Source organism: Streptomyces bauhiniae, from assembly GCF_004784475.1.
Classification (GTDB): Bacteria; Actinomycetota; Actinomycetes; order Streptomycetales; family Streptomycetaceae; genus Streptomyces; species Streptomyces seoulensis.
Genome location: NZ_SRRT01000001.1, coordinates 710856 through 735439, shown reverse-complemented (window position 1 = coordinate 735439; position 24584 = coordinate 710856). Strand labels below are relative to the sequence as shown.

General features: G+C 69.3%; 24 protein-coding genes and 2 pseudogenes. 13 read left to right on the top strand and 13 right to left on the bottom strand.

All coding sequences use genetic code 11. The features are described from left to right. Positions 1-51: 51 nt before the first annotated feature. Positions 52-447 (top strand): superoxide dismutase, Ni, encoded by a 396-nt coding sequence (gene sodN / locus E5083_RS03525; protein ID WP_030807512.1) that lies wholly within the window; start codon positions 52-54, stop codon positions 445-447. A gap of 23 nt (positions 448-470) precedes the next feature. Here the strand turns inward: sodN and E5083_RS03520 are convergent, their stop codons facing one another. From E5083_RS03520 to E5083_RS03505, 4 genes and pseudogenes are all read right to left on the bottom strand, one after another. Next, positions 471-1079, bottom strand: a complete 609-nt coding sequence (locus E5083_RS03520; RefSeq protein WP_167513443.1) for an HAD domain-containing protein — start codon at positions 1077-1079, stop codon at positions 471-473. A gap of 32 nt (positions 1080-1111) precedes the next feature. Continuing rightward, positions 1112-1800 (bottom strand): annotated as a pseudogene (locus E5083_RS03515) (class I SAM-dependent methyltransferase). A 1-nt stretch (position 1801) separates the two neighbouring features. After that, positions 1802-2713 (bottom strand): phosphotransferase family protein, encoded by a 912-nt coding sequence (locus E5083_RS03510; protein WP_135784086.1) that lies wholly within the window; start codon positions 2711-2713, stop codon positions 1802-1804. Between the two features lie 76 nt (positions 2714-2789). Then, positions 2790-3539: a hypothetical protein gene (locus tag E5083_RS03505; RefSeq protein ID WP_135784085.1), complete on the bottom strand. Its 750-nt coding sequence runs from the start codon at positions 3537-3539 to the stop codon at positions 2790-2792. Between the two features lie 222 nt (positions 3540-3761). Here E5083_RS03505 and E5083_RS03500 point away from each other — a divergent pair, with 222 nt between their 5' ends. Together E5083_RS03500 and E5083_RS03495 are read left to right on the top strand one after the other, a co-directional pair. Then, positions 3762-5117, top strand: a complete 1356-nt coding sequence (locus E5083_RS03500; protein ID WP_135784084.1) for a helix-turn-helix domain-containing protein — start codon at positions 3762-3764, stop codon at positions 5115-5117. A gap of 1 nt (position 5118) precedes the next feature. After that, complete coding sequence (locus E5083_RS03495; RefSeq protein ID WP_135784083.1) at positions 5119-5652, top strand: NUDIX domain-containing protein; 534 nt, start codon at positions 5119-5121, stop codon at positions 5650-5652. A gap of 77 nt (positions 5653-5729) precedes the next feature. Here the strand turns inward: E5083_RS03495 and E5083_RS03490 are convergent, their stop codons facing one another. From E5083_RS03490 to E5083_RS31955, 3 genes and pseudogenes are all read right to left on the bottom strand, one after another. Further along, positions 5730-7514, bottom strand: coding sequence for a DUF262 domain-containing protein (locus E5083_RS03490; protein ID WP_135784082.1), 1785 nt, complete (start codon positions 7512-7514; stop codon positions 5730-5732). 312 nt (positions 7515-7826) lie between these two features. Beyond that, positions 7827-8225: pseudogene (locus E5083_RS32195) on the bottom strand (hypothetical protein); the annotation flags it as partial. After that, positions 8226-8348, bottom strand: a complete 123-nt coding sequence (locus tag E5083_RS31955; protein WP_279632432.1) for a hypothetical protein — start codon at positions 8346-8348, stop codon at positions 8226-8228. A gap of 180 nt (positions 8349-8528) precedes the next feature. On the opposite strand from E5083_RS31955, the gene E5083_RS03480 reads away from it, so the two are divergent. After that, positions 8529-8933, top strand: coding sequence for a hypothetical protein (locus E5083_RS03480; RefSeq protein WP_135784081.1), 405 nt, complete (start codon positions 8529-8531; stop codon positions 8931-8933). Between the two features lie 681 nt (positions 8934-9614). After that, positions 9615-10658, top strand: coding sequence for a YihY/virulence factor BrkB family protein (locus E5083_RS03470; RefSeq protein ID WP_135784080.1), 1044 nt, complete (start codon positions 9615-9617; stop codon positions 10656-10658). Positions 10659-10682: 24 nt separating this feature from the next. Here the strand turns inward: E5083_RS03470 and E5083_RS03465 are convergent, their stop codons facing one another. The 3 genes from E5083_RS03465 to E5083_RS03455 form a co-directional block, all read right to left on the bottom strand. Beyond that, complete coding sequence (locus tag E5083_RS03465; protein ID WP_135784415.1) at positions 10683-11039, bottom strand: DUF952 domain-containing protein; 357 nt, start codon at positions 11037-11039, stop codon at positions 10683-10685. Between the two features lie 214 nt (positions 11040-11253). Then, complete coding sequence (locus E5083_RS03460; RefSeq protein WP_135784079.1) at positions 11254-12375, bottom strand: family 2 encapsulin nanocompartment cargo protein polyprenyl transferase; 1122 nt, start codon at positions 12373-12375, stop codon at positions 11254-11256. Positions 12376-12451: 76 nt separating this feature from the next. Beyond that, positions 12452-13858 carry a family 2B encapsulin nanocompartment shell protein gene (locus tag E5083_RS03455; RefSeq protein ID WP_135784078.1) on the bottom strand — a complete coding sequence of 469 codons (1407 nt, stop codon included), beginning with the start codon at positions 13856-13858 and terminating at the stop codon, positions 12452-12454. Positions 13859-14179: 321 nt separating this feature from the next. On the opposite strand from E5083_RS03455, the gene E5083_RS03450 reads away from it, so the two are divergent. Together E5083_RS03450 and E5083_RS03445 are read left to right on the top strand one after the other, a co-directional pair. Then, positions 14180-14773, top strand: a complete 594-nt coding sequence (locus E5083_RS03450) for an N-acetylmuramoyl-L-alanine amidase (RefSeq protein ID WP_208753941.1) — start codon at positions 14180-14182, stop codon at positions 14771-14773. A 28-nt stretch (positions 14774-14801) separates the two neighbouring features. Next, the gene (locus E5083_RS03445) at positions 14802-15722 is read left to right on the top strand and encodes a 1-aminocyclopropane-1-carboxylate deaminase/D-cysteine desulfhydrase (protein WP_135784077.1); all 921 of its coding nucleotides are present in this window, start codon (positions 14802-14804) and stop codon (positions 15720-15722) included. On the opposite strand, the gene E5083_RS03440 is transcribed toward E5083_RS03445, so the two are convergent. Then, the gene (locus tag E5083_RS03440; protein ID WP_135784413.1) at positions 15704-17299 is read right to left on the bottom strand and encodes a Na+/H+ antiporter; all 1596 of its coding nucleotides are present in this window, start codon (positions 17297-17299) and stop codon (positions 15704-15706) included. The genes E5083_RS03445 and E5083_RS03440 overlap by 19 nt on opposite strands. A 60-nt stretch (positions 17300-17359) precedes the next feature. On the opposite strand from E5083_RS03440, the gene E5083_RS03435 reads away from it, so the two are divergent. The 3 genes from E5083_RS03435 (at position 17360) to E5083_RS03425 (ending at position 19407) form a co-directional block, all read left to right on the top strand. Beyond that, the gene (locus E5083_RS03435; RefSeq protein WP_031181152.1) at positions 17360-17620 is read left to right on the top strand and encodes a UBP-type zinc finger domain-containing protein; all 261 of its coding nucleotides are present in this window, start codon (positions 17360-17362) and stop codon (positions 17618-17620) included. A 264-nt stretch (positions 17621-17884) separates the two neighbouring features. After that, positions 17885-18301, top strand: a complete 417-nt coding sequence (locus E5083_RS03430; RefSeq protein WP_018544439.1) for an ATP-binding protein — start codon at positions 17885-17887, stop codon at positions 18299-18301. Positions 18302-18318: 17 nt separating this feature from the next. Next, the gene (locus E5083_RS03425) at positions 18319-19407 is read left to right on the top strand and encodes an RNA polymerase sigma factor SigF (RefSeq protein ID WP_425276686.1); all 1089 of its coding nucleotides are present in this window, start codon (positions 18319-18321) and stop codon (positions 19405-19407) included. 18 nt (positions 19408-19425) lie between these two features. Here the strand turns inward: E5083_RS03425 and E5083_RS03420 are convergent, their stop codons facing one another. Continuing rightward, the gene (locus E5083_RS03420) at positions 19426-19890 is read right to left on the bottom strand and encodes a hypothetical protein (RefSeq protein ID WP_135784075.1); all 465 of its coding nucleotides are present in this window, start codon (positions 19888-19890) and stop codon (positions 19426-19428) included. Positions 19891-20014: 124 nt separating this feature from the next. Between E5083_RS03420 and E5083_RS03415 the strand changes: the two genes are divergently transcribed. After that, entirely contained in the window at positions 20015-20983 is a 969-nt protein-coding gene (locus E5083_RS03415) for a diacylglycerol/lipid kinase family protein (protein WP_135784074.1), read from the top strand. Positions 20984-21303: 320 nt separating this feature from the next. Then, positions 21304-21561, top strand: a complete 258-nt coding sequence (locus tag E5083_RS03410) for a WhiB family transcriptional regulator (protein ID WP_016639615.1) — start codon at positions 21304-21306, stop codon at positions 21559-21561. Between the two features lie 238 nt (positions 21562-21799). Here the strand turns inward: E5083_RS03410 and E5083_RS03405 are convergent, their stop codons facing one another. Continuing rightward, positions 21800-23266 carry a sensor histidine kinase gene (locus E5083_RS03405; protein ID WP_208753973.1) on the bottom strand — a complete coding sequence of 489 codons (1467 nt, stop codon included), beginning with the start codon at positions 23264-23266 and terminating at the stop codon, positions 21800-21802. A gap of 494 nt (positions 23267-23760) precedes the next feature. Between E5083_RS03405 and nagB the strand changes: the two genes are divergently transcribed. Beyond that, entirely contained in the window at positions 23761-24546 is a 786-nt protein-coding gene (gene nagB, locus E5083_RS03400; protein WP_135784072.1) for a glucosamine-6-phosphate deaminase, read from the top strand. Positions 24547-24584 lie beyond the last annotated feature (38 nt).

Here is a 24584-nt window from a genome sequence, read left to right as displayed (position 1 = left end):
TCAGGGAGTAATGTCCCACCTGAGAAGACGATCACGAGGAAGGAACGCTCCATGCTTTCCCGCCTGTTTGCCCCCAAGGTCAAGGTCAGCGCCCACTGCGACCTGCCCTGCGGTGTGTACGACCCCGCCCAGGCCCGCATCGAGGCGGAGTCGGTGAAGGCCATCCAGGAGAAGATGGCCGCCAACGACGACCTGCACTTCCAGATCCGTGCCACGGTGATCAAGGAGCAGCGCGCCGAGCTGGCCAAGCACCACCTGGACGTGCTCTGGAGCGACTACTTCAAGCCGCCGCACTTCGAGAGCTACCCCGAGCTGCACACCCTCATCAACGAGGCCGTCAAGTCCCTCTCCGCCGCCAAGGCGAGCACGGACCCGGCGACGGGCCAGAAGGCCCTGGACTACATCGCCCAGATCGACAAGATCTTCTGGGAGACCAAGAAGGCTTGATCCTTCGGGTCCAGCTTTTCTGGCTATGTGACCGCACCCGGTCCCTCCGAGGGGCCGGGTGCGGTCTTCGTCGTTCGGGCAAGAAGGCTGGTCAAGCCGGGGTCGGTTCCGTGCGCAAGCCACGCCCTGGCCCCGGCCAGGTGGCGATCCTCGATCCCGACATGTGGGTCCGGCTGGATCAGCAGGGTTGCGACGCCGAGGGCGGTTCGCTTCGACGCCCAGTCGTGATCCAGCCCGGTGAAGTCGTCGTCGATCCACACAGCGGGGGCGTTGCCCAGCCAGGCGTCGACGTAGTCCCGCTTCCATAGGTAGCCGTTGGGGTGGCTGGTGGTGATCTGCGGGCGCGGGAGATCGACATACGGCAGGTGCGGGAGGCCGAGGAGGAGCCCGATCAGGGTGGCCGCGTCCTGCCGCCAACTGGTGCACCAGACGGGTGTGACCAGTCCTGTGCCGATCACGTCCGCGAGCTTGGGGCCGTGGGCGGGGTCGAGCCAGATGGTCACCGGGTTGTCGGCACTGCGGCCGATGGGGACGACCTCGTGACGGGTGTGGGTGGCCGGGGTCGAGCCGTCCGCGCCGGGGAAGGGTATGAGGACGCCGTCGACGTCGAGCAGCAGGTAGGGCGGGCGCATCGGTCCTCCAGGGGAAGCCGGGCGGATGACGGTCAGATCCTGCGGGCGCGGATCAGCAGGGTGGTGGGCCAGTGGCCCAGGCGGGAGTCGTGAAACTCCTGGGCCGAGGTGAGCCGGAAACCCGCCCGGCTGAGGTGCCGCTCCCACCGGTCGGTGGTGAACTCCCAGCGGGCGATGGGACGCCGTGTCCCGTCAGGAAGGCTGACGAAGTCGCGACGGGGGCCGTCATCACCGGACGATGCTTGTCCGCCGCGCTGCGGGTGGGGGACGGAGAAGGCGAGTACTCGCCCAGGTGTGAGGTGCCGGGCAATGGCGGGGAGCAGGAGCTCGGGGGCGACGAGCCCTACGGCGCCGAAAACGGAGTAGATCGCGTCGAACTGTTCGTCGGACGCTCGCAGAAACTGCAAGGCATGGGCGGCGACGAAGGTGAGGTTTTCAGCCGTCCGTAGTGGGAGCGGGCCCTACGGACCTGGAGGCCGATCAGGTCGACGGCGGTGACATGAGCGCCCTGGAGGGTGGCGAGGTGGGCGGCGTTGTGTCCGGGGCCGCAGCCGAGTTCCAGGAGTCGCCTGCCACGCAGGTCGGGGCCGAGGATCTCGGCGCCGGGACCTTGGCCCGGTCTCGTGGTCCATTCCATCCGGGCGGGTACGGAGAGAGGTTCGGCGAGTCCGGCGGTGCGCTGAAGGGCGTGGGCGTGCCAGGGGGATGCCTGGGCGGGCACGTCAGATCTCCAGGAGGTGGAGGACGTCCGTGAGGTGGCGGCGGACGGTCTTGATGTAGGCGGGGTCGGTGGCCGGGTCGTTGATCCAGCGAACGGCCTGCTCCATGAACCACTCGACGGCCCACATGCGGTGCCAGCCCAGGGCCCAGTTCTCAGCGGCGAGCCCGCCGCGCGGGGCGAGGGCGTCGGGGGTGCCGCCGGCGGTGACGTACTGCTCCAGAAGGACGCGCAGGCGTACGGGGTGCGGCGGATCGATGGTGCCGTGCCAGCTCGCGAGGTCGAGCAGGCCGGGGCCGGTGAAGGCGCGGGCGAAGTCGAGGAGCCGCCAGCCGCGTTCGCCGATGTGGAGGCTGGTGGGGTGGAACTCGGAGTGCACCCAGCCGAACGGTTCCCGTGTTGCTCCTGCCGAGCGGGCTTCGGCGGCCTTGGCGATCCGGTCGAGCGCGTCCTCGACGTCGTCGGCGTCCTGCCACCGGTCGGCCTTGCGCAGCCGTTCGAGATGCTCCAGGGACCGGCTCGGCAGCGTGCGCAGCCGTTCCTCGTCGAGCACGGGCAGAGACGGGGCCCTGTGGGTGCCGTGCAGAACGACAGCCGCGACGGCACCGTCCAGGTCATCGGCCTGGCGGGCGGACGGCCCGAGGTCCGCCATGAGCATGCCGAGCCAGCCGTCCCGTACCGCAGAGGCGTGGACCCTGGGGACGGGAACACCCAGGGTGCGGGCCAGGCGGAGGGCTTGGTCCTCCGTGTCGAACGGCTTCTTGGCGTACTTGAAGATGGCCGTGGTGCCGTCCGGGAAGGTCACGCGCTCAACGCCGGACATGGACCACACGCGCACCTCCTCTCGTGCAGCGGTGGACTGGTCGGCCGCGGTGAGCAGGTCGTCGAGAAGTTCGGCGCTGGGATTCGGGCTCATGGAGGCTCCGGTCGGTGGGGGGCGTCCGGGGCGGGCGAGAGGTGCCGGCCCGCCCCGGAGCCTGATCGGTGGTGGGTTACGCGGAGGGGTTCACGCGATGGGCGTAGACCTGCTCGATCCAGCCCGCCTTGAACGCGGCGAGGTCGTCACGGAAGTTGGCCATCGATGCGCCGTAGGGCGCGACGACGCCGCCGGTCTGGTCCGGCACGGACTGGCAGCCGTGCACCAACCTTCCGCCGAGCGCGGCGTGGGCCTTGATGGACTCGATCCGACGGTGCTCGTTGAACCAGCCGCCGTGGTACACCTCGTCGAGCATCCCGCCCATCTCGTCGTCCAGGTCGAAGACGACGGAGGTGGCGGCGGGGAAGAACCAGCACGGGCCGACGTTGGAGATGTGCCCGTCCAGCTCGACCTTGTTGAGCGCCATGAGCGTGGCCGCCTCACGGAGCATCCGCAGGTGGTCGGCGGTGATCTGCGGCAGGCCGAGGCCGGCCAGGTGCTCGTCGCGGAAGAGGTACGCGTACACCTCGTACGCGGTGGCCAGGACGCAGACCGCGTCGGAGGTCGACTCGCTGTGCTGCTTGATGAAGTCGAGTGCGAGCTGCTCGACCGCGCTCTCGGTCGTCTCTTCCACGTCCAGGAGCTGGGCCTTGACCAGGTCCCAGTCGGCGACGAGCCAGGTGTTCGACTCGAAGCGGAAGAAGTACTCGGCCGGGTCGATCGTGATGCGCCGGCCGTCGGCCTGGATGCCGGGCAGGCGGTTCCAGCGCGGGTCGAACGCTTCGGGCAGCTCGACCGTGATGGCCGTGGTGTCGATGGTGGTCACCGTGTCTCCGTCTCTGATCGGCCGGGTCCGGGCACAGGAATGCCCGAGCCCGGTGTGGGCGTACGGAACTTCGGGTGCCGACCGGACCCAGGGGGGAGCCTGGCTCACGGTTGCGCGTGCCGGGCGGCTGATGATTAGTGAACCGGTGGTCACGCTCAGTGGGTACGGTGGACGGCAGTTGAAGCGGTATACGCGGTTTACAGCTCCAGGGCGGAGGCGATCGTGGCGGCGCAGAGAGACCCCAACTCCCGTCTGCGCGACGCCATCGACGCGGCTGGCTGCACCTACGAGGCCCTTGCCAGGGACGTGCGGCGGATCGCCGCAGAGAACGGCGAGATCCTCCAGACCAACAAGTCAGCCATCTCGCACTGGGTGAACGGCACCCGTGCCCCTTCGGGCCGGGTAGCCCAGTACCTCGCCGAAGCGCTGTCCCGCCGGATGGGACGCACGATCGCCCAGACCGAGATCGGCCTCCAAGCCGGCGATGACGAAGCGCCGGCGGAATCCGACCCCGTCCTCGCGGCTACCGACCTGGGCCGGGCCGACGTCGAGCGCCGCCGCTTCCTCGCCATCGCGGCCTTCACCACAGCCGGCGTCGCCATGCCACTCGGCTACGACCACGAAGCCACCGCCCGCATGCTCCGCGCCCGCACCGGCACGTCCCTGGTCGGGGTGGAGGACGTTGAGGTCGTCCGGCAGATCACCGCAGCCTTCAGTGCGGCTGACGAACGCCTCGGGGGCGGCCACGGTCTGACTACGGTGACCGCGTACCTCGCTGACACTGCCGCCCCCATGCTGCGTGGACGCTTCCCCAGCGATGCCTTACGGCGGGCCGCATTCGGGGCGGTCGCCGAACTCGCCTACCTCGCAGGGTGGAAGCACCATGACCTCGGCCAGGAGGGCGCCGCCCAGCGTTACTACCAGGTCGGCTACCAGCTCGCCTGCGAAGCCGACCCCCACGGCCACGCCGCCTGGATGATGCGCGCCCTCGCCCACCAGGCCCTCAGCCTCAAACAGCCGCACCACTGCGTCGACCTCGTCGAAGGCGCCCTGCGACGCGGCCTCGGCCATGTCGACGGCCGGACCGAAGCCCTGCTCCACATCACCCACGCCCGCGCCTACGCAGCCGTCAACGAGCACTCCTTGGCCGCGCAGGCCCTCCTCGCCGCCGAAGACGCCCTCCTACGAGACGACGCCCCCCAGCCCAGCTACTCCCGCGTGAGCGGCCCCGCCGCCGGCACCGTGGCCAGCCACACCGCCCGCACCCTGACCGACCTCGCCGACCACATCGGCACCGAACAGCAGCACCGCGACGCCCTGACCCGCTGGGACCCGGAGAAGTACAAGCGCGTCCACGCCCTCACCCACGCCGACCTCGGCGACAGCCTCGCCGCCCAGGCCCGCGCCGACGAAGCTATCGCCGCCTGGTCGCAGGCCCTGCTCCTCATGGAGGGCATGACTTCGGACCGCACCCGCAAGGCGATCACCTCGATCCGCTCCACGCTCGCGGTCTACCAGCGCCGCCGCGTTCCCGGCGCCGCCGATCTCGCCCACCGAGCCCGCGAAGCGCTCGCCTAACATGCCCAACAACCCGCCCAACGAAGGGATGACCGTGGTTCAGCCGACAACCGACGCTCAGCCGAAGGCCCTCAAGCCAGCGCTCGAATCGATGACCCTCCTGGTCGCCGCCGTCATCGTCCACGACAAGGCCACGAACCGCGTCGTCCTCCTCCAGCGCAGCGACAATGCCAAGTTCGCCCAGGGCATGTGGGACCTCCCGGTCGGCAAGAGCGAACCGGGCGAACCCATTACGGAAACCGCAGTCCGCGAGCTTTACGAGGAGACGGGCCTCACGGTGAAGCCCGAGTCCCTAAAGGTCGCCCACATCATCCACGGCGCCTGGGGCGTCGAAGCCCCCAACGGCTTCCTCACTGTCGTCTTCGCCGCCCAAGAATGGGCCGGCGAACCCGAGAACCGCGAGCCCCGCAAGCACTCCCAGGTCCGATGGGTCGACGCCACCGCCATCCCCAAGAGCTTCGTGGACACCACCTCAAGCGCCCTCCACGGGTACCTAGCGGGCGGCTCAGAAGTCTCATTGAATGGCTGGGGCTAGGGATTAAATTCCTTTTTAAGGTAGGGCGCCACTGCTCGGCAATATCAGTCGCACGCCGCTCCATGAAGCATAGGTGGCTAGAAGTTAAGCGCGATGTGAGTCAGGAATTCATCAGCGCCCATCTCATGCGTTGATGCACCAATCCTCACGAAGAATCTCCCATCGTATGTGATGGGCTTCCCAAGTGATCGCGGCTTCATAATCCAAAGGACCCTCCCATCGCATACAATCGGGCTGAAGCTGTGAGCCAAGGCGGTGGAAAAATCAGAGTCCACTGGAGCGGAACGAATCTTACTTTGCCACTTAAGCCACCATGAGTCGACATCATGCCCCAAGTGGGCAATCTGCTCCTGCGTCCCTACGATTTTTTGACCTTGGACCTCGACGGATGGAACACCGAAGAGATCCTCAAGCCGCGCAGCCGCTGAGGCTTTATCTGCGACACCGATAAGAATGAATCCACTGGCATCCCTACCCCAATTAGCCATTCCAACGGCAGTTTGCATCACCTCATCGAAAAGCCCAACGTTTTCGATCGGCGGGTCCGAAAGTACACAGAAGCCTTGCTTCAACTCGGCAAGCGGAGCTTCATTGACGGGACCTTGTAGGTAGCTTTCGATCAACAGCCGAGAGTTAAGCTGCTTGGCGGCACTCCTAGGCTCAGGCTTAAAAAATGCCCTCCTAAGACGCCGTTTCACTTCAGGGTAGAGTTTCGCCTTCCCGTCCTTCCCCCATGCACTACCCCCAGTGGGGATCGAGAGGCCAGCACCCCAGAAATTATCCAAGACATCCCGGATTGCCTCCGTGGAAAGCGGCTGCAATTCATCTATAAATACGAGCTCATAGAGAGCGGCGAACACAGCCTGGAACTGCCGCTGAGTCCCCTTCTCATAGGTCTCCAAATGGACCATGTGGCGACCAAGGGAGCCATGGTCGCGCATGACATCGTCGATCAACTCGACAATGGCAACGATGCGTTGCTGCAAGTTCTCGACACCCACAGCGTTGATAGCTGCCTCAACCTCTGCGGGGGATGCCGACTTGATCCTTCGAGGCAGACCATAGGCCACATCGCGGTTCTGCCACCCGCTCGTCGGCCAGGGATCGAGAACGGCGTCAAGGATCAGATCTAGGACAACCTCTTCATCGCCGGAGGAGCGGATATCTTCTGCCCCGATAATGTCATGCCTCGTCCAGAATATGCGATCAAGGTCGAGACCGTATTCAAGATCTTTCCTGGAGATAGAAAGCTTCTCCATCTCCCCGAGAGTAAGACTTTCAGAAAAAGTACCATCACCCCGAATGGTTGCACTGGCACGCCGGACGACATCGACCAGGGGCCCGGTGACCCCGGCCTGTCGAATTTCATGCAAACTCAACCGCCTTCCGCCACTATTAATCCGACGGAACACTTCATCGATAGACGAGGTGGCAGCGTCTCGATAAACCGAGACGGGAATTTGGTAGTTGACAATCTCCAATGACGCTTCTCGGGACATTACGGGCTGATGCTGCTCCAGATCCCCGGAGTGCAGCTTGTCAAGGGTGTCGCCAGTGGTCGCTAGGTCAAAGTACTCACCTTTATACGGGTACTTATTTTCCATAAAGGAGAAGAAGGCTTCTAGGCGCTGAAGGCCGTCAATTAGTTCGAAAATCTCACTGCCAGATTTTTTCCTCTGAGCGAGAAGGATTAGCGGAATAGGAAGCCTATTGACCGCAGAGTCGATTAGCTTCTCTTTTTCGTCGCGCGTCCAAACCAATTTCCTTTGATATCGACGATCGACAATTAGCTTATTCTTGCAATACTGATTGTAAAGTTGAATCAGGTTCTGCCCCTGCACGGAAAGTTCTGAGCTCTGCATGCGGGTCACAGTAGTCCACGGAGCCACGAACTACTCCACAAATGGCAGAACTGTATAAGCCTGGGGCTTCACGTCGTTGCTGGTGATGAGCAATCCAGTCGCGCAAAGGGGCACATGCGGGCTTCGGCCTGACAGGTTGGCAGCCGCCGGGTGGCCTATCCCTGTGGTTGAGAAGCGTCACCGGTCACCCGCCGGGGGTTGATGCCTCGACTCTCCTCGCGCCGGTGGCGCTTCTCTCCCAGTCCGCAAGACACCCGATCAAAGCCGTCGCACCCCATCGCCAGCCATCAGCAAAAAGCCCAGGTCGGTGACCTACAGGGAAGATCCCCGCAGGTCACCGACCCGCCCCGTTACTTGGAGACGAAGAAGGCTTGATCCTTTGGGTCCAGCTTTTCTAGCTATGTGACCGCACCCGGTCCGCAGGCCGCCGAGCACGGCGTCCATGACGGCCCGGGTGCGGTCGTCTTCGCCCGGCCACGGGTGGGCATAGATCCGCAGCGTGATGCCGGCGGACGCATGCCCGAGGACGAGCTGCACCTGCGTGACGCTCGCGCCGCTCCCCGGCCCGCCCTCGGCCGCCTGGAATGCCTCGCGAGCCCTGTTCCCCTCGGTCTTCCACCGCCGGATAGTTGAGCGGCTCGCCCTCCTCCATGACGGACACGCGGCGAGATGCGTGAGCAGCGCGTCGGTGACGACGTCGCCGACCGGAACCTACGCCGTGACTTGGTGCACGACCGGGACGGTGATCCGGCGGTACGGACTGGAGGCCATGGCCTTGTCGTTCACAGTTGCCGTCATGACGCGGACGACGTCGACGTCTTGGCCGGTGACCATGTTGGACGTGACCTCGTCGAGCCAGCGCAGGGCGTCAAGAGCACGTCCGGCACGGCGTTCTTCAGCCGCCCGGCACCCTCCCCACCGACAAGTTGACCGAGTTCTGCCAGGGCTTCGCCGATGTGCTCGTTTCACGGGCCGCGTTGGAGAGCGCCTGAGGCGTCCTGGCCTGGAGACGTAATGCTGACTGTCATCGCCATGGTGATCCTCATGGCCCTTCTCGCACCCGTCTTCCTCGTCGGGCGTGGAATCACCCTGTGGCGCCGTGGGAGTCGCTGGCCGGCCGGCTTGCTCTTCTCGACGACGGGCTCGGTGCTCGTCTACGCGGCCACCCTCCTCTGGTTCGTCGTCCCCGTCGACTTCGCCAAGGGGTGCGGCCGGGAAGCGGTCCAGCCTCCGCGCAACGCGGACTGGTTCGAGCAGAGTGCCTTTCCGCTGACCGCCACCTGCCACTGGGACGACGGGCACAGCTACAGCTTCGTCCCGGCCTTCGCCAACCCGCTGATCTACGCCTGCATCGCCATCACCCTCATCTGTGCCGCCATGGCCATCCGCGACCAATACAGGAACGGACACACATCGTGAACGAGGCGTCGACACTCCGTCTGACCCGTCGGCAGGCCCTCCTGCTCGGCACCGGCCTGACGGCCGGAGTGGTGCTCTCGCGCCGTTTCTCCTACGAGATCGACACGCTGCGCGTCGGTGACCTCCAAGGGCATACACCGACCGCAGTGTTGGAGCCCCTTTCGAGAGCTGCGCAGGTGTCGTCGCCTGGGGTGGCGAGCTGACGCCGGTCAAGGAGTCCCACTTCCACATCGGTGTACGCCCCGGTGACCCGCGGCTGGAGCGCCTCGCCCGTCGCATCATCGGCTGGGACGCGACGCCGGGCCAGGGCGCGGGGGCCGTTGACGCCTTCGACCCCGCCCGAGTGCGCAGGGCACGTAAGGCGCGGTCCGAGCGGTAACTCCCAGGGTCCCAGTCCGGATTCGGGCGTCGTTTCCTCATCCGGTTTTCGGCGTGACGTCGGCCTTCAAGACGTGATTGCCCTTGAAGGCCGACGTTGACCGGGAGGAGGGGGTCGGTGCCGATGCAGCCGCAGAAGGTTGGGACCGCTGGAGACCGTGCTGAGCCGGGTTCCCTGTTCACGGCACCGGCGCCCGAGGTCCGACTGCCGCCTCGCCTTCGAGGGGCCGTGTGCGGTCCTCCGGTGGCCGGTGAGACGAGCCGCGCCGACATAGCTCGCCGCTCACGGGACAACCGGCAGGCATGGAGAAATCGCTGAGGGGATTCGGGTCCCGTGACGAAGAAGACGCGTCGGCCGGGCAGGACACGGAGTTCGGTCCGACGGAGCAGGTGGAGCGGCGGGCGCCGGACTCCCTGACGGATCTGCCCGCGCAATCCTGGGGTGCGGTGCTGAAGGGCACCCTGAAGGAGTTCCAGAAGGACGAGCTGGTCGACCGGGCGGCGTCGCTGACCTACTACGGCGTCCTCGCGCTGTTCCCGGCGCTGCTGGCGCTGGTCTCGCTGCTGGGGCTGGCCGGCCGGTCGACGACCCAGAAGGTGCTGGACAACATCCAGCAGCTCGCCCCCGGCCCCGCCCGCGACGTCCTGCGCGCCGCGGTGCAGCAGATGCAGGGCAAGGGCGGGATCGGCTCGGTCATGGCGCTCGTGGGTCTGGCGCTCGCGATCTGGTCGGCCTCCGGTTACGTGGCCGCCTTCATCCGCAGCGCCAACGCCGTGTACGACGTGCCCGAGGGCCGTCCGGTGTGGAAGCTGCTGCCCGTACGGCTCGGGGTGACCGTGGTGCTCATGGTCATCGCCGTGATCAGCGCGCTGATCGTGGTCCTCACCGGCAGCGTGGCCCGGCAGGTGGGCACCACGCTGGGCGTCGGCGACACGTTCCTGACGGTGTGGTCGATCGCCAAGTGGCCCGTGCTCGCCGTCCTGGTCACGCTCATGATCGCCATCCTGTTCTGGGCGACCCCGAACGCCAAGATCCGCAGCATCCGCTGGATCACTCCGGGCAGCTTCCTCGCCCTGGTCGTCTGGCTGATCGCCTCGGCGGCCTTCGCGCTGTACGTCGCGAACTTCTCCTCGTACAACAAGACCTACGGCGCCATCGCGGGCGTGATCGTCTTCCTGGTGTGGCTGTGGCTCACCAACCTGGCGATCCTGCTCGGCCTGGAGTTCGACGCCGAGATGAGCCGCCACCGCGCCATCGCCGGCGGTCACCCGGCCGACGAGGAGCCCTACGTCGAGCCCCGCGACACCCGCACCTGGGACGAGGAGGACCGCAAGCGGCTCGGCTGACCCGAGGACGGACCGGGGCAGGACCTAGCCGGCCGCCTTCCACGGCTCCACGTCCACCACCGCCGACACCGGCACCGCCCCGTACACATGCGGGAACTCCTCCCCCGCCGGTGGCATCGCCTCGTACTTCAGCGGGGCGTCCAGCAAGGCGGGGTCGACGACCAGGACCACCAGGTCGTCCCGGTCGGGCTCCTCGCCGTACAGGAAGGCGGCCACGCGCGGGAGTTGGGCGCGGGTGGAGAAGTGGATGTAGCCGACCTCCTGAAGGGTGCGGCCTCGGGTGGAGATCTCGTACGAGCCCTGCTCGCGGGCCGCGTCCCAGAGGGCGCGTTCGGTGAGGTGGAGGATCTCGGGCTGCTGAACCTCGGGCTGCTGCGGCATGGGGGTCACGGTACGGGCCGAGGCGCAGGCCGGGTTGTGGCACGGGCCCGGTTTCCACACCGGCACCCACGCCCCCAGCGTCTTGCGGCGGCCGGCGACCGTGTCGACGGACTCGCCACAGGTGGGGCAGACGTGGGCTTCTCTGTCCATATGCCCAGGGTAGGCCGGGTCGGCCCCGCGCACCGTGGGGATGCGCGGGACCCGGTGGAGATGCTCAGCTACTGCGCCGCGTGACGAACTCCGCCAGGGCCAGCAGACCCCCCGCCGCCTCCGGCGCCGGGACCGCACGGGCCAGTTCCTGCACCGCGCGGGCCATCCGGTCCGCCGCCTCCGCCTGGGCCCAGTCCCGGCCGCCCGCCTGCTCCACCGCGACCGTCGCCCGGGCGATCTCCGCGCCGTCCCCCGCCGTGTGCGGGCGGGCGTACAGCGCGGCCAGTTCGGCCCCCGCCGGGGTGCCGGAGGTCAGCGCGGCGACCACGGGCAGGGACTTCTTGCGGACGGCGAGGTCGGCGCCGGCCGGCTTGCCGGTGCGACGGGGGTCGCCCCATATGCCGATCACGTCGTCGATGAGCTGGAACGCCAGTCCGGCCTGCCGGCCGAAGGTGTCCAGCGCCGCCACCACCTCGTCCTCCGCGCCCGCGTACAGCGCGCCCAGGGCGCAGGCGCAGCCCAGCAGGGCGCCGGTCTTCGCCTCGGCCATGGCGAGCACCTCGTCGAGGGCGACCTCGCCGGGGGCGCGCTGTTCCAGGGCCGTGTCGGTCTGCTGTCCGGCGCACAGTTCGATCACGCACTCCGCGAGCCGGGCCGCCGCCCTGCCGGAGGCGGGGTGCGGATCAGCGGCGAGCAGCCGCAGTGCCAGGGCCTGCAGGGCGTCCCCGGCGAGGATCGCGTCGGGGTCGCCGAACACGGTCCAGGCCGTGGGCCGGTGTCTGCGGGTGGTGTCGCGGTCCATCACGTCGTCGTGCAACAGCGTGAAGTTGTGGACCAGTTCGACCGCCGCGGCGGCCCGCACGGCCGCCGTCCGCGCCTCCGTGCCGCCCAGCGCGGACGCCGCCGCGAGGACGAGGGCCGGGCGGATCGCCTTGCCCGCGTTGCCCGCCGCCGGGGTGCCGTCCGCGTGGCTCCAGCCGAAGTGGTAGAGCGCGATCCGGCGCAACCGCTCGGGCAACGACTCGACGGCGGCGCGCAGTTCGGGGTCCACGACACCCCGTGTGCGCTCCAGCAGGACGACCGCCTCGTGCCCCGGCGTGTCCTCCGCCGCCCGGCGCGGCCTGGGCACCCCGTCCGACGGGACCGGCGCCGGGCACTCCCCGGTCTCCACGATGGATTCGCTCATGGTTCCCCCTTACCGGCGATCACGGTGGGGCCCCCGCCCCGGCGTCGGCCGCCGGGGCGGGAGGCAGGTGATCGCGTCACCGCCACCGGCCGATCTCCACGTTCTCCAGCACGCCCAGCGCGTCCGGCACCAGGACGGCGGCCGAGTAGTAGGCGGTCACCAGGTAGTTGATGACGGCCTGCTCGTTGATACCCATGAAGCGCACCGACAGGCTGGGCTCGATCTCGTCCGGGAGGCCCGACTGGCGGAGGCCGATGACACCCTGTTCGGCCTCGCCGGTGCGCAGCGCGATGATGGAGGTGGTCCGGGCCTCGCTGACCGGGATCTTGTTGCACGGGTAGATCGGCACCCCGCGCCAGGTGGGGATGCGGTTGCCGCCCACGTCGATGGTCTCCGGGACCAGTCCGCGCTTGTTCAGCTCGCGCCCGATCGCCGCGATGGCGCGCGGGTGGGCGAGCAGGAACTTGGTGCCCCGGCGGCGGCTGAGCAGCTCGTCCAGGTCGTCCGGGCCGGGGACGCCGTCGTGCGGCTGGAGCCGCTGGTCGTACTCGCAGTTGTGCAGGAGGCCGAACTCGCGGTTGTTGACCAGCTCGTGCTCCTGGCGCTCCTTCAGCGCCTCGACCGTGAGCCGCAACTGCTGCTCGGTCTGGTTCATCGGCTGGTTGTAGAGGTCGGCCACGCGGGAGTGGATGCGCAGCACGGTCTGGGCGATGCTGAGTTCGTACTCGCGCGGACGCGCCTCGTAGTCGACGAAGGTGTGCGGGATGTCGGGCTCGCCGGAGTGGCCGGCCGCCAGCTCGACCTCCTTCTCGCCGTACTTGTTGGTCCGCTGGTCCGGGAGCGCGCGCAGCCGGCCCACGTGCTCGGTCAGGGAGTCGGAGCGCTCGGCGACCTGCTCGAAGTCCGAGCGGCTGAGCACCAGCACCACGCACGCGGTGGCGGCGCGGGCGGTGTACTCCCAGATGGCGTCGGGGTCGATCAGCGCCGCCTCCCCGAAGTAGGCGCCGTCGGCGAGGACTTCGAGCACCGCGTCGTCGCCGTACGGGCCCGTGCCGATCTTCTCGACGCGGCCGTGGGCGAGCAGGTACACCTCCTCGGTGCGGGTGCCGAAGGAGCTGATCACCTCGCCCGCGGCGATGTCGCGCTGCCGGCAGCGCCGGGCCAGCTCGCCGAGCACCTCTTCGTCCTCGTACGAGCGCAGCGCGGGCAGTTCGCCCAGCTCGGCCGGGATGACCTCGACCTGGTCCCCCGTCTTCACGAAGGTGATGCGGCCGTCCCCCACGGCGTAGGTCAGCCTCCGGTTCACCCGGTACGCGCCGCCCTGGACGTCCACCCAGGGCAGGTTGCGCAGCAGCCAGCGGGAGCTGATCTCCTGCATCTGGGGTGCGGACTTGGTGGTGGTGGCCAGGTTCCGCGCGGCCGCCGTGCCCAGGGACTGCTGCGGCTTGCCCTGCTCCGTGCGGACCTCTTCGCCTACCGACATAAGGAATTGCCCTCCCATGTTTGCCCGTGCCGAATCTCGCCTGGCACCGGTCTCGAGGCTGAGCCTTTCATCACGGAGCGTGCTCGCACCATTACCCGAAAGAAGGGGAATGGATCATCGGACTACTGGGCAGACTGGGCGACCTTGTTGACCTCCGCCGCCCGAGCGGCACGATCCCGGCCGAGGAAAATGGCCGGATCGGCTCGCACACCGAGCGAACGATGTGATTGCCGCCCCCGTACGTCGGTACAAGCACCGTGACGGGTGGGCCGGGACGGCCGGTCCGTCCAAAACTTCCCGAACGGTACGAAGGAGGCGGCCATGTCCCCACCCATGTCCGCGAGCGGTTTTCTGAGCGCGCTGAAGGCCGAGGGCGTCAAGGTCGTGGAGGTCGGCGCCTGGCGGACCCACAACCGCAACCACAAGGGTCCCTGGGGCCCGATGCACGGCGTCATGATCCACCACACGGTGACCAGCGGCAGCGCCCGCACCGTGGAGCTGTGCCGCGAGGGCTACGACGAGCTTCCCGGCCCGCTCTGCCACGGCGTCATCACCAAGGACGGCAAGGTCCATCTGGTCGGCTACGGCCGCGCCAACCACGCCGGTCTCGGTGACGACGACGTGCTCCGCGCGGTCATCGCCGAGAAGGGCCTGCCGCCCGACAACGAGGCCAACACCGACGGCAACCGGTACTTCTACGGCTTCGAGTGCGAGAACCTCGGCGACGGCAAGGACCCCTGGCCCGACGCCCAGATGGAGGCGATCGTGCGGGCCGCCGCCGCGATCTGCCGCCACCACGGCTGGACGGAACGCTCGGTCATCGGCCACCTCGAATGGCAGCCCGGCAAGATCGACCCGCGCGGCTTCACCATGGCCTCGCTCCGCTCGCGGATCAAGGCACAACTGAAGGGCTGAGGCCCCCTGAAGGGGCGACAATGGCCGGATGACCAGCGCCGACCCCCTCGCCCCGGCACTCCCCTCCCCCCTCGCGGAGGCACGGGACAACCGTTTCTCCCGGCACGGCGTACGGCTGCTGCTCAAGCGGGACGATCTGATCCACCCGGAGCTGACCGGCAACAAGTGGCGCAAGCTCGTGCCCAACATCGAGGCGGCACACGGCCGGGCGCTGGTCACCTTCGGTGGCGCGTACTCCAACCATCTGCGCGCCACCGCGGCCGCCGGGCGGCTGCTCGGGCTGCCTACCATCGGCGTGGTGCGCGGCGACGAACTGGCCGGCCGCCCGCTGAACCCGTCGCTGGCCAGGTGCGTGGCCGACGGCATGCGACTGCACTTCACCGACCGGGCCGCGTACCGCCGCAAGGGCGAGCCGGAGACCCTGGCCGCGCTCCTGCGCGCGGCCCGCGCGGAGGGCGCGTACGTCGTCCCGGAGGGCGGCAGCAACGCCGAGGCGGTACGCGGCTGCGTGGCGCTGGGCGAGGAGCTGGCGGGCCGCGCGGAGGTCGTTGCGGTGGCCTGCGGCACCGGGGGCACGCTCGCCGGCCTTGCCGCCGGACTCGCCCCCGGACAGCGCGCGCTGGGCGTACCCGTGCTCAAGGGCGGCTTCCTGGCGGCCGAGGTACGTGCGCTCCAGGAGCGCGCGTTCGGCGCCCGTACCGGCGACTGGTCGCTGGAGGAGCGCTTCCACTTCGGCGGCTACGCCCGTACGACCCCGGAACTGGACGCCTTCGCGGCGGACTTCGAGGACCGGCACGGGGTGCCCGTGGAGCGGCTGTATGTCGCCAAGTTGCTGTACGCGCTCACCGCGCTGGCCGAGGAGGGCGCCTTCCCGCGCGGGACCGCCGTGGCCGCGGTGATCACCGGGCGGCCCTTCCCGGACAGTACGTTTCAGGCCACTTCTCGGTAGGCGGCCGCCTCCTCCAGGTCGAGCCGGCGCAGCAGGGCGCGGAGCATCTCGTCGTCGATGTAGCGGTGGTCGCGCAGGCGTACGAAGACATCGCGCTCGGCGCTGATCATCTCGCGGGAGAGCCGGCGGTAGGTGTCGTCCACGGACTCGCCGGTGACCGGGTTGGCCTGGCCGAGGCGCTCCCAGACGGCGTCGCGGCGGCGCTCCATGACCGCGCGGAGCCGCTCGGCCAGCGGCGTGGGCAGGGCGTTGCGCTCGTCGGTGAGGAGTTCGTCCAGCCGGGACTCGGCCGCGCGGGACGCCTGGGCCTGGGCGTTGGCCTCGGCGAGGGTGTCCGCGCGCGGGTCGCGGGACGGGAAGCGCAGGGCACGGATCAGCGGGGGCAGGCTGAGGCCCTGGATGACCAGGGTGCCGATCACGGTGGTGAAGGTCAGGAAGAGGATCAGGTTGCGCTGCGGGAAGGGGTGGCCGCCGTGCACGGTGAGCGGGATGGAGAAGGCGATGGCGAGCGAGACCACGCCCCGCATCCCGGCCCAGCCGGTGACCAGCGCGCCCCGCCAGGTGGGGTTCTCCTCGCGCTCCCGGATGCGGGCGGAGAGCAGGCGGGGCACGAAGGCGGCCGGGTAGACCCAGGCGAGCCGGGCCAGGACGACGACCACGAAGAGGATCGCGGCGTACAGGACCGCCCGCATGCCCTCGTTGGCGCCGAGTCCCTCGACGACGATGCGCAGTTGGAGCCCGATCAGGGCGAAGACGGCGGACTCCAGGATGAAGGCGACCATCTTCCACACCGCCTCCTCCTGGAGCCGGGTGGCGAAGTCGACCTCCCACGCGCGGTGCCCGAGATAGAGCGCGACGACCACGACCGCGAGCACCCCGGAGGCGTGGAACTGCTCGGCCACGCTGTAGGCCACGAACGGGATCAGCAGCGACAGGGTGTTCTGCAGCAGCGGCTCGCGCAGATGCGTGCGCAGCCAGTGCAGCGGCGCCATGAGCACGAGCCCGACGCCGACACCGCCGACCGCCGCGATCAGGAACTCGACCAGCCCGCCCGCCCAGGTGGCGCCCTCCCCGATGGCGGCGGCGAGCGCGACCTTGTACGCGGTGATGGCGGTGGCGTCGTTCAGCAGGGACTCGCCCTGGAGGATCGTGGTGATCCTCGACGGCAGCCCGAGCCGGCGGGCGACCGCGGTGGCCGCGACCGCGTCGGGCGGCGCCACCACCGCGCCCAGCACCAGCGCGGCGGTCAGCGGCAGGCCGGGCACGATCAGATGCGCGACCCAGCCGACGACGACGGTGGCGAAGAGGACGTAGCCCACCGACAGCAGCGCCACCGGCCGCACCTGGGCGCGCAGGTCCAGGTAGGAGCTGTCGCCGGCCGAGGTGTAGAGCAGCGGGGGCAGCAGCAGCGGGAGGACGACCTCGGGGTCGAGGGTGTAGTCCGGCACGCCCGGCAGATAGGACGCGGCGAGGCCGACGCCGACCAGCAACAGCGGCGCGGGCACCGGCCCGCGCCGGGCGATCCCCGCGACGGCCGCGCTCCCCGCGATCAGCAGCAGGAGCGGCATCACGTCCATGTCCTCGCCCACCCTCGTTCTCCGCGCGGGTCCCCGCGCTCCCGACGTAATCTGGCAATCATGAAACAGTGCACGCACGTCGCCGCGCTGCCGCTCCCGGAACCCGGCCCGCTGAGCGAGACGTGCCTGGAGTGTCTCGCGGAAGGGACCGACCCGGTGCAGTTGCGGCTCTGCCTCACCTGTGGCCATGTCGCCTGCTGCGACTCCTCGCCGAACCGGCACGCCACGAAGCACCACGCGGACTCGGGTCATCCGGTGATGCGGACGTTCGAACCCGGAGACGACTGGCGGTGGTGTTTCGTGGACCACGTACTCGTGTGAAAGTGGACGGCACGGCGGTGTTCCGGGTGGTTCGAGCGCCCGATGCCTGGGTACGTCAACCCGGCGCGCGCTCTTCCCATTTGAATCCGCCCCACCCCCTAGACACGGAGCGTATACGGAGCTTTACTGTGAGTAACGCCAGGGGGCCGGGGGCGCGGGGACAGGAACGTTCCGAGCGCGATAGCGTCACCGCGGAACCACGTACGCGTTACCCCGGGGGGCGACCCTCGGCCCCGTGAAGCTTGTACCACCATGGAGGTGAGGGTGTCCCAGATCGCAGGCGAGCCCACGGCGAACCAGGACTTCGTGGAAGTCCGGCTTCCGGCCGCGGGTGCCTACCTGTCGGTGCTGCGGACGGCCACGGCCGGTCTGGCGGCCCGCTTGGACTTCACCCTGGACGAGATCGAGGACCTGCGCATCGCGGTCGACGAGGCTTGCGCGATCCTGCTCCAGCAGGCCGTGCCGGGCTCCGTGCTGAGCTGCGTCTTCCGCCTCGTCGACGACTCGCTGGAGGTCACGGTGTCGGCTCCGACCACCGACGGCCACGCCCCGTCGCGCGACACGTTCGCCTGGACCGTGCTGTCGGCCCTGGCGGGCAAGGTGTCCTCCGCCGTCGACGAGGACCGGACCGTGTCGATCAGTCTCTACAAACAGCGCGGCGCGGGCCCCGGCCCGGCGTGAGGAACGGGGACGGTCCGGTGCGGGACGAAGAGCGCGGCGCGCGAGAACTGCCGGCCAAGCAGGCCGAGAGCCTGCGGGCGGTCCCCCAGGACGGCCCCCGGCACATGGCCGACGGCGTCGACGGCATCCCCGAGCAGGCCCGGCCCCACCCGGAGGACGACTCCGCGCGGGCCGGCGGCGAGGGTGCCGTGCGGAGCGCGCCTCCGGGGGAGCGCGGCGGGGAGCAGCCCGCCGACCGCGCGGGGGCGAGGGCTCGGGGAAGGGCTACGGGCGGGACGATGAGCGAGCACGAGCGATACGCCGAGGACACCGCGCCCGGCGCGGAGACCGTCCGGGCGGCACGGCACGACCCGCACGACCGCAGCGGCGCGAGGGCGCTCTTCGTGGAGCTGCGCGGCCTGAAGGACGGCAGCCCGGAGTACGCGGAGCTGCGCAACCGGCTGGTCCGCATGCATCTGCCGCTCGTCGAGCATCTGGCGCGCCGCTTCCGCAACCGGGGCGAGCCGCTGGACGACCTCACCCAGGTCGCCACGATCGGCCTGATCAAGTCGGTGGACCGGTTCGATCCGGAGCGGGGCGTGGAGTTCTCCACGTACGCCACGCCCACGGTCGTCGGTGAGATCAAGCGGCACTTCCGGGACAAGGGCTGGGCGGTGCGGGTGCCGCGCCGGCTCCAGGAGCTGCGGCTCGCGCTGACCACGGCGACGGCCGAGCTGTCGCAGTTGCACGGCCGCTCCCCCACGGTGCACGAGCTGGCCCAGAAGCTGGCGATCTCCGAGGAGGAGGTGCTGGAGGGGCTGGAGTCGGCGAACGCGTACTCGACGCTGTCGCTGGACGTCCCCGACACCGACGACGAGTCCCCGGCGGTCGCCGACACCCTCGGCGCGGAGGACGAGGCACTGGAGGGGGTGGAGTACCGGGAGTCGCTCAAGCCGCTGCTGGAGGACCTCCCGCCGCGCGAGAAGCGCATCCTGCTGCTGCGCTTCTTCGGCAACATGACCCAGTCGCAGATCGCGCAGGAGGTCGGCATCTCGCAGATGCACGTCTCCCGGCTGCTGGCCCGCACCCTGGCCCAGTTGCGGGAGAAGCTCCTGGTGGAGGAGTAGCGGCGCCCGAGCGGGGCGTTATTCGGCGCGGCCCGGCCCGGTGATCCCGAGGGCGCGGGTCGTGGCCGGGTTGACCAGCAGGACCAGCGCGGTCACCGAGACCACGGCGAGGGCGATGCCCGCCCCGATGGCGATGCTGTCGGCCTGGAGCAGGTTGTAGGCAACCGGCAGCGCGAGGATCTGGGTGATGACGGCGGGGCCCCGGCTCCAGCGGCGTACCTGCCACAGTCCGCGCGCGGCGAGCAGCGGCAGCAGCGCGAGCACCAGCAGGGTGATCCCCCCGGTGACGGCCTGCTGACGGTCGTCGGGGCTGCCGGCGAGACCGAGCGCGAGAATCCAGCCGCCCGCCACGACGAGGGCGATCCCCTCCAGCGCGGCCAGCCCGGCGGCGTACGTCAGGCGGCGCGGACGCTCTCCGGCGGCCGGGGCGGTGTCGGCGGTCTCCGCCAGGGGCGTCTGCGCGGGGGTCTGCTCACTGCTCACCCGAGAAGGGTAGCCCCGTGTGCGACGGGCCCCGGAGGGTGCGTGGTGAGGCTCACGCCCTCTTCGTCCATGGATCTCCGGCTCTCCCTGGGCCGGATACCCCCCAGTAGGTACGCTGCCATGCATGCGTGCACTTCTCGTGGTCAATCCGGCGGCAACCACCACAAGCGCCCGCAGACGCGACGTACTGATCCACGCCCTCGCCAGCGAGATGAAGCTGGAGGTCGTCAACACCGAGTACCGCGGCCACGCGCGCGATCTGGGGCGGTCGGCTGCGGAGAGTGACGACATCGACATGGTGGTGGCCCTCGGCGGCGACGGCACCGTGAACGAGGTGGTCAACGGCCTGCTGCACGCCGGCCCCGACCCCGAGCGGCTGCCCGGTCTCGCGGTGGTCCCCGGCGGCTCGACCAACGTGTTCGCCCGCGCGCTCGGCCTGCCCAACGACCCCGTCGAGGCGACCGGCGCCCTGCTGGACGCCCTGCGCGAGCGCCGGGAACGCGTGGTGGGCCTCGGTCTCACCTCGGGTACGCCGGGCACGGCGGACGAGGCGGTGCCGGAACGCTGGTTCACTTTCAATGCCGGACTCGGCTTCGACGCCGGAGTTGTGGGCAGGGTCGAAAGGGAACGGGAGCGCGGCAAGAAGTCGACGCACGCGCTCTATGTCCGCCAAGTAGCAAGGCAGTTCATGGGTGAACCGAATCGCAGACACGGCACCATCACCCTGGAACGACCGGGTGCGGAACCGGTGTCGGAGCTCGCCGTCGCCATAGTCTCGAACACGTCGCCGTGGACGTATCTCGGCAATCGCCCGATGTACACATCGCCTAAGGCGTCGTTCGATAAAGGCATCGACGTGCTCGGGCTGAAGCGACTCTCCACGGCCGCGGTTGCCCGGTATGCGACCCAGTTGCTCACTTCGTCCCCCGAGCGTGGACCCCATGGGAGACACGCTGTCTCGCTGCACGACCTGGACCGCTTCACCTTGCATTCGAAGGTCCCTCTGCCCCTTCAGATGGACGGTGACCACCTGGGGCTGCGGACGAGCGTGACGTTCACAGGCGTTCGCCGTGCACTGCGTGTGATTGTGTGAGCGGAACGGGCGAAAGTCCTTTCACTCGAACGTTTAGGCCACCGTCCACCCCATGGAAGTACGGCTGTGACCTAGTCGACACCGAGGAATCAAAAAAAATCTTCCGGAAGGGGTTGTATCCGCCGCCGAGGTTTGCGAGTCTCTACATGGCGATCGGGACGGCCCGCAAGACCGGCTTCCAGTGGTCGCCAGAACCCCTCTTCAAAACACAGGTCCACGCCGGGGAGACCCGGTGATCGGCCCTTCACTTGTTGAGGGACTCGTGAAAGCGTTCACATTCACAAGCAATCTGCATGTAATACCAAGGAGAGGTAGCAGCCATGGACTGGCGTCACAACGCCGTTTGCCGCGAGGAAGACCCCGAGCTGTTCTTCCCCATCGGCAACACCGGTCCCGCGCTGCTGCAGATCGAGGAAGCCAAGGCCGTCTGCCGCCGCTGCCCCGTCATGGAGCAGTGCCTGCAGTGGGCGCTCGAGTCCGGTCAGGACTCCGGCGTCTGGGGTGGTCTGAGCGAGGACGAGCGTCGCGCGATGAAGCGCCGCGCCGCCCGCAACCGTGCTCGCCAGGCTTCTGCCTGACGAGTCACCCCTGCTGACAGCCTGAGCTTGGCGGCGCGTGGGCCCGACGGGTAACTCCCGTACCGGGCACCACGCTTCTCCCGCCCCCGAGCCGCAGCGCGCAGTACCCCCGATGCTTTCCCCGGGTCACCGACCTGGGGGGCTCCGCCTCAGCGGAGCAGCTCAGCAACGAGCACCAGCCTCGGACCGTCACCGGTCCGGGGCTTTTCGCTTGCCCGCGCCGGCTCAGACACCCGCCTCACTTCTGCGGCCGCACCGGAATGTCGAGGATGACCCGAGTACCGCGCTCCGGCGCCGGGATCATGTCGAAGGTGCCGCCCAACTCGCCCTCCACCAGCGTCCGCACGATCTGGAGGCCGAGGTTGCCCGCGGTGTGCGGGTCGAAGCCCTCGGGCAGGCCGACCCCGTCGTCCTGGACGGTGACCAGCAGCCGGGCCTCCTTGGTGGTGCCGCCGCGCACCGCCGAGACCTCGACCGTGCCGGTGTCGCCCTCGCGGAAGCCGTGTTCCAGGGCGTTCTGCAGCACCTCGGTCAGCACCATCGACAGCGGGGTGGCGACCTCGGCGTCCAGCCAGCCGAAGCGGCCGCTGCGCCGGCCGGTCACCTTGCCCGGCGAGATCTCCGCGACCATCGCCAGCACGCGGTCGGCGATGTCGTCGAACTCCACGCGCTCGTCCAGGTTCTGAGACAGCGTCTCGTGCACGATGGCGATGGAGCCGACCCGGCGCACGGCCTCCTCCAGCGCCTCCCGGCCGCGCTCGGAGTCGATGCGGCGGGCCTGGAGCCGCAGCAGGGCGGCCACCGTCTGGAGGTTGTTCTTCACCCGGTGGTGGATCTCCCGGATGGTGGCGTCCTTGGTAATCAACTCCCGTTCGCGGCGCCGGAGTTCGGTGACGTCCCGGCAGAGCACCAGGGAACCGATGCGGGTGCCCTTGGGCTTGAGCGGGATGGACCGGAACTGGATGACCCCGTCGTTCGCCTCGATCTCGAACTCGCGGGGCGCGTAGCCGCTGGCCGCCTTGGCGAGCGCCTCGTCCACCGGGCCCCTGGTCGGGGCGAGTTCGGCGGTGGTGCGGCCGAGGTGGTGGCCGACCAGGTCGGCGGCGAGACCGAGCCGGTGGTAGGCGGAGAGCGCGTTCGGGGAGGCGTACTGGACGATGCCGTCGGCATCCACCCGGATCAGGCCGTCGCCCGCGCGCGGGGAGGCGTCCATGTCGACCTGCTGGTCGGGGAAGGGGAAGGAACCGGCCGCGATCATCTGCGCGAGGTCCGAGGCGCTCTGCAGGTAGGTGAGTTCCAGCCGGCTCGGGGTGCGCACGGTCAGCAGGTTGGTGTTGCGGGCGATCACCCCGAGGACGCGGCCCTCACGCCGGACCGGGATGGACTCGACCCGTACGGGGACCTCTTCGCGCCATTCCGGGTCGCCCTCGCGCACGATCCGGCCCTCGTCCAGGGCCGCGTCCAGCAGGGGGCGGCGGCCGCGCGGGACCAGGTGGCCGACCATGTCGTCCTGGTAGGAGGTCGGGCCGGTGTTCGGGCGCATCTGGGCGACCGAGACGTACCGGGTGCCGTCGCTGGTGGGGACCCACAGGACGAGGTCGGCGAAGGAGAGGTCGGAGAGCAGTTGCCACTCCGAGACCAGCAGATGGAGCCACTCGAGGTCGGTGTCCCCGAGGGCGGTGTGCTGGCGGACGAGTTCGTTCATGGAGGGCACGCTGCGAGCGTACCGGGGGCGCGTCACCGGCCGGAAAGACACCCGCGGGCCGCGGCGCCTGAGAGGGACCCTCAGCCCTCCCCGCGCCGCAGCCCGGAGCATCATCGGCCGTGGGGTGTGCGGTCCCGGTCGGCCGAAGGCCGAGGAGCCGGAGCAGTCAGGGCAGAGAGCGCCGGTTCCTCGATCCGCCTTCCTGTGCGGGGAAGACGGAGGCTTGTCAGCTTGTCGTCCTGCGTGGAGCCTCTCCGCATTCTGGACTAGACCACGCGGGCGTGTCCATGGCCCGAGGGGCCCGAACCGGTGGGCGGCGGGGCCGCACCGTACCGGCAGCCTAGCCCGGCCGGGGGGCGCGTGGGAGGTCGTCGGCCTGGCGATTTCCGCCACGTACGGCGGGGGGCGCTCTGCTAGATTGGTCTAAACCACATAGCCAGCGCTCCCCCGGTCCCCAGCGACCGTCGGCCCTCTTCCAGATCGGCAGGCCCAGCGTGGAAGTTGTCATCGTCCCGGACGCCGCGGCGGGCGGCGAGCTGATAGCCGAATCCATGGCCCAGTTGCTTCGCCGCAAGCCCGACGCCCTGCTCGGGGTGGCCACCGGCTCCACCCCGCTGCCCGTCTACCAGGCCCTCGCGGCCAAGGTGCGCGCAGGCGCGGTGGACACCCACCGGGCCAGGATCGCCCAGCTCGACGAGTACGTGGGGCTGCCCGCCGACCACCCCGAGTCCTACCGCTCGGTGCTGCGCCGCGAGGTGCTGGAGCCGCTCGGTATCCCCATGGACGCCTTCACCGGCCCGGACGGCACCGCCGACGACGTGCAGGCGGCGTGCGCGGAGTACGACCGGGCGCTCGCGGCGGCCGGGGGCGTGGACCTCCAGCTCCTCGGCATCGGCACCGACGGGCACATCGGGTTCAACGAGCCGTGCTCCTCGCTCGCCTCGCGCACCCGGATCAAGACGCTGACCGAGCAGACCCGGATCGACAACGCCCGTTTCTTCGACGGCGACATCGACCAGGTACCGCACCACGTGATCACCCAGGGCATCGGCACCATCCTGGAGGCCCGCCACCTGGTCCTGCTCGCCACCGGCGAGGGCAAGGCGGACGCGGTCGCGGCCACCGTCGAGGGCCCGGTCGCGGCGATCTGTCCCGCCTCCGCCCTCCAGCTCCACCCGCACGCCACGGTGGTCGCCGACGAGGCCGCCGCCTCCAAGCTGAAGCTGGCCGACTACTTCCGCCACACGTACGCCCACAAGCCGGAGTGGCAGGGCCTGTAGAAACGCCTCGGTCCCCGTGGGCGCACCACGGGGACCGA